The sequence below is a fragment of the Nocardia sp. NPDC050630 genome, assembly GCF_044457245.1.
Classification (GTDB): Bacteria; Actinomycetota; Actinomycetes; order Mycobacteriales; family Mycobacteriaceae; genus Nocardia.
In genome coordinates this window covers 1-4,619 of the sequence record NZ_JBITGN010000058.1, presented here as the reverse complement: position 1 = coordinate 4,619, position 4,619 = coordinate 1, and the positions used below count along the sequence as shown (strand labels likewise).

The window sequence follows — 4,619 nt, the reverse complement described above, 5'->3', positions numbered from 1 at the left end:
CCATCGGGATGCTCAGCCCCATCTGCTATGAGCAGTCCCTGACAGTCGCAGCGAAAGCTGCTTGAACCCCTGTCCACCATTCGGGGTGAACCTCAGGTTGCCCGGTGGACTTTCATGAGGTTGAAAGCCGTTGCTGCCAGGTGCAGTTCGCTTGTTGCGTTCGACAGACCGCGGCATGAGAACCTGTCGATGATTTTCTTGAGGTTGCCGATGCCGGGCTCGACAGTCGCGCCTCGTCTTTTGTAAAGCGCTCGGCCTTCTGGAGTGCGCAGCCTGTGGTTGTTGATCTGGCGCGCCGTCGCATCATCGGGGACCGGCCAGCTGGGTCTTTAGTCGCGGCGACGGATTGATCGTGATCTTTGCCGATCGCGATGAGCCGATCCGGGCTGCTGGTCGGCGTGAGCTTGCTGCCAGTGCCGGCTGCGCAGATCCTCGGCCGCTTGCCGGATGCGCTCGGCTCGCCGGGTCCGATCACCCAGACCGGCCCGCACGCGATCCTGCCTGTCGTGCATCCCCGCCGCGGCCGCCTCCTCGGTGCGGTCGACGGTCTCCGATTCGGCGACTATCTCAGCCACGTGCTGGTCGAACCACTGCTTGCCGCGGTTGGCATCGATCGAAGCATTCGCGGCGATCTTCGTCCCGTCGATCGCGACCGTGCCGAACTGGCCCAAACCAGCCTCTGCCGCGATCATCAATACCTGAGAAAACAAGTCACTGAACACATCTCGCGCCTCGGTGCGGAATCTGGCGATCGTGGAATGATCCGGTCCGTCCTGAGCGCACAACACCCGAAACGCGATGTCAGTAACACACAGTCGTTCGATCTGCCGCGACGACCGCACACCCTGGCAATAGGCATAGACCAACAGCGCCAGCAACATTCGCGGGTCGTAGCCTCGCGCACCCGCCCGCCCACCTCGCCGGGTGGTCCGTTCCAGCTCGCAGGTGTCCAGGACCTCGACGGTGTCCAGCACGAACCACACCAGGTGATCCTGCGGTAACCACTCGTGCATATCGATCGGCAGCAACATCGGCTGATCCCGCAGTACCGGACGATACGACTGGCCACACCACATAATCCCAGTCAACCCCCCTCGGCAGCAATCGATTCTGCAACAGCCTCCGTAGTCGAGGAACGGAATGAACTCCTCCCACGCGTTCTCCCAAAGACGCACTATCGCACCCCAACGTTGTGGGAGGACACAGTGAGTCGTCGGCCTCCCCTCGGCGGCAGGAGAAGCGCGGATGTCCACGAAGCCGTTCCGGTTGCACGCGCTTCGATCGACTTGCGTGTGTTACGCATCCCCGACACGGACAGTTCCGAGATGGAACGGATCTGGATGCGAGGGATGGGCCGGGCAAGGCGTGCCGCTGCTCGACGTCGGAGCGGCAGCGCCGGTAGCGAAGCCCGGTTAGCTATGTCCATGAACGACTTCGTCAGGCGATCGACTGGATTCGATTGTCCGCGCGGCGGTTTCAGTCGGCAAGCCGAGAACCTGTGAGTCGACAATGTTCAGAAGTTGTTCGTCGGTGCGGGAACAGATCCAGGTCGTGGTGATGTCGTAGCCGGTGTCGAACAGTTCTTCGGATGTCCGTGCAGGAGCTTTGAGCGCTGCACCGTAGGGTTGGTGGGCGAAGATGGTCGACTCACGCAGGGTCTTGTCGTGGAACGGGCGCGGGCGATGGATGATTGCGGGCAGCGATGGATGTAGCAGGGGGAACATCAATCCGCCGCGGCTGTCGTATGGCTGCGGACCGTACAGGTCCAGAACCAGGGCAGGGTGCGGGGCGAAGATGTCGTGAGGGACCCGGTATTGGCAGCCGCCATCGAAGATGTCCTTGAGTCCCGCCGCCGCTGGCAGAGCTCCCGGTATCCGGGTGGCGGCAACCAGTGCATCGGCGACAGGCAGGTCGGACAGGCTCAGCTTCGGAAGATCTCGGGGCAGCAGCAGTGTGCCGTGTTCGGCAGAGAAGACGGGTATGAGTAGAGACGATGGCGTCTGGTGTGGTTGCTGTCCGAAAGTTTTCGGGTCGAGGGCGAAGTCGGCGAAGGTGCGATCACCCACGATCGCGTGGGCGAGTTCCCGAATCCGCGCCTGCGGGTACAGCACACGTCGGGTCAGCAGGGCACGAAAACTCTTCGTGCCCAGGACATTCTGCTCAGGGTGATCGATCGCGATCTGCCGGGCCTGGTCACGAGTCATGCCCAGCGCGATCGCCGCGGCCGCGATCGCGCCGCCGCTCACGCCCACGACGACCGGTTGCAACGCCGGGGCTGGTTGCCGGTTGTTCTGGTCTCGCCGGGCCGCAAGCGCGTCCACCGCACCGATCGCCATCCCGACCATCAGAGTGAGGCTGCGACCTGCCACTCCAGCGAGAATCCGAACTACGGGCCGTTCCTTCGTCAACGACTGTCCTCTCACTGCTGTCCTCAGCGCTAGCCGGCAATCGAGGCGGTCCATCGCCACTGAAACCACCGGCCCCTACCGTGATCCGTCTGCAACCTCGACGAGTCCGCCGCCGCCAGGGCAGCGCGAAGCCCCTGTCGCGCACCGGTGATCGGGTCGATCGCCTGCCAAGACGACCGGCCGCTCGAGGTGAGTGAAATTCCGGAGAATTTCCGTTCTGATCTGGTTTCCGCGGCATCGTCAGAGGGCCGGCGCAGCAACCGGTCCGGCAGCGCGAGTTTCCAGACGGTGCGGTAGGCCAGCCAGAACTGTCCGGTGAGCGAGCCGGTCGTGTAGGGCAGGTCGTACTTGTCACACAGCGCGCGGACACGCTCGGCGATCTCGGGATAGCGATTGCTGGGCAGGTCGGGAAATAGGTGGTGCTCGATCTGGTAGCAGAGATTGCCGCTCAGGAACGCCAGCAGCGGGCGAGCAGTGAAGTTCGCGGTTCCCAGCAGTTGCCGCAGATACCACTCACCACGGGTCTCCCCCTCCAGTTGCTCGGTGGTGAATTTCTCGGCTCCGTCGGGGAAGTGCCCGCACATGATCACCACGTAGGACCACAAGTTGCGCAACAGCAGCGCTGAGGCGTTCGCCGCGAGCGTCCGCCGGAACCCCCGCCCGCTCAGCGCCGGGAACAGCAGGAAGTCCTTACCGACCTGGCTGGCGATCTTTCGCGCGAACTCAATGTTCGGCTGTGACCCCCGCTGACCGCGGTGAACGCCTGTGTGGCGTCGCTCGAGTGCCCAGTCGTGTACGGCGATGGCCCATTCGAACCCGGCCGCGACGACCAGGCTCACCACGGGCTGGATCAGATGGACCGGACGCCACGGCTCATCGCGGGTCATCCGCAGCACCACAAAGCTGAGGTCTTCATCCAAGCCGTACACGTTGGTGTAGGTGTGGTGAACATAGTTGTGCGAACGCTTCCAATGAGCGGACGGACCAATGAAATCCCACTCCCAGTTGATGGAATGGATCTCGGGATCGTTCATCCAATCCCACTGACCGTGACTGATATTATGGCCGAGCTCCATCATCTCGATGATCTTGGCAGCCGCCAGCATCACGGTTCCGGCCATTCGCGGCGCCCGATATCGACTGGCGCACAACAACAGCCGCGCAGCCGCTTCGAGGCCACGGTGAACCCTGATGACGCCCCGAATATAGTCCGCGTCTCGTTGCCCGAGCGATCGCTCCACATCTGTGCGGATCCGGTCGAGTTCGCGACCGAGCGCCTCGATGTCGGCCTCGATGAGGTGGGCGAACGCTCGGATATCCGTGATGGCCACCGACGTTCCTACCCATCCCGCCGGACATGACCGGCAATCCTCGTCCGAAAGCTCTCATCCATTCGGGTGTCGTCGGTGACATCCCGTGGATCCGCCTGTGAGGCATCCCCCAGCGGGAACCCGGCAGCGCTGGGTTCGGCGCACCGCGCCGAGCTAGCGGCCGGTGACAGATAAACCGGTGCACACCAAACCCCGGGTAGTTCAGAGACCATTGTCGACCGATACTCCCTACCTCTTCACCACCGGCTATGTCCGGTCCCCGGTTGTCCTTGTCATCGTCGCTCGCAGCTATCGAAAGACCATCGTCGGCCGATGTCCAGCGCCGCACATCAGCGGGTAATAGGTAATGCGTAGTTGCGAAGGGCCGAACAGGTGCGCCCCAACGCAGTTGGCAACTTCTGCTTCGATGTCACGCTGAGCTACCGCCGGTTGGAGGTCCTCGCCGCGTTTTCAGGACGGTGTGGCATGTCTAGTATGACAGCCGTGTAATGGCTGGAAATCGGTGCAGCACTGCTGAATTCGCGCACCGTGTCAATTGGCCGGTGGAGCTGGCCGATGCTGGACTACCTGTGGTGGAGACGGCTCGGGTGCCGGTGGGGCGGTTTAGGTGTTCGCCGTTGCAGGCCCGCCGCTACCTGGCGTGCGCAGTCGAGGGTGAGGTTGTTGCGCCGGAACCAATGGTCGTGTTCCCGGTCGAAGTGCCTGCAGCACTGGCGGATCGGGCCACCCTGGGCACGAGTGTCGCTCGGGACAGTCTCGGCCGTGGTGGCGGCGGCGTTGACGCACTGCTAGCGGACACGTGATAATCCGGCTGGGCGGACATTTGGCTCCGGGCTGGCGGACATGATTTCTCCGGATCGGCGGACATCTGGATCTCTGG

The 4,619-nt window shown here is 63.2% G+C and carries 4 protein-coding genes; all 4 read right to left on the bottom strand.

Annotated features, from left to right (window positions below; all coding sequences use genetic code 11):
* Positions 1-92: 92 nt before the first annotated feature.
* Positions 93-272, bottom strand: coding sequence for a transposase (locus tag ACIBG0_RS42085; protein WP_397041241.1), 180 nt, complete (start codon positions 270-272; stop codon positions 93-95).
* Between the two features lie 57 nt (positions 273-329).
* On the bottom strand, positions 330-1,031 hold the full coding sequence (locus tag ACIBG0_RS42080) for a transposase (protein WP_397041239.1): 702 nt from the start codon (positions 1,029-1,031) through the stop codon (positions 330-332).
* A gap of 381 nt (positions 1,032-1,412) precedes the next feature.
* The gene (locus ACIBG0_RS42075; protein ID WP_397041238.1) at positions 1,413-2,369 is read right to left on the bottom strand and encodes a patatin-like phospholipase family protein; all 957 of its coding nucleotides are present in this window, start codon (positions 2,367-2,369) and stop codon (positions 1,413-1,415) included.
* A gap of 68 nt (positions 2,370-2,437) precedes the next feature.
* A complete protein-coding gene (locus tag ACIBG0_RS42070) occupies positions 2,438-3,739 on the bottom strand; it encodes a fatty acid desaturase family protein (RefSeq protein ID WP_397041236.1) in 1,302 nt (433 codons plus the stop codon).
* Between the last annotated feature and the right edge of the window lie 880 nt (positions 3,740-4,619).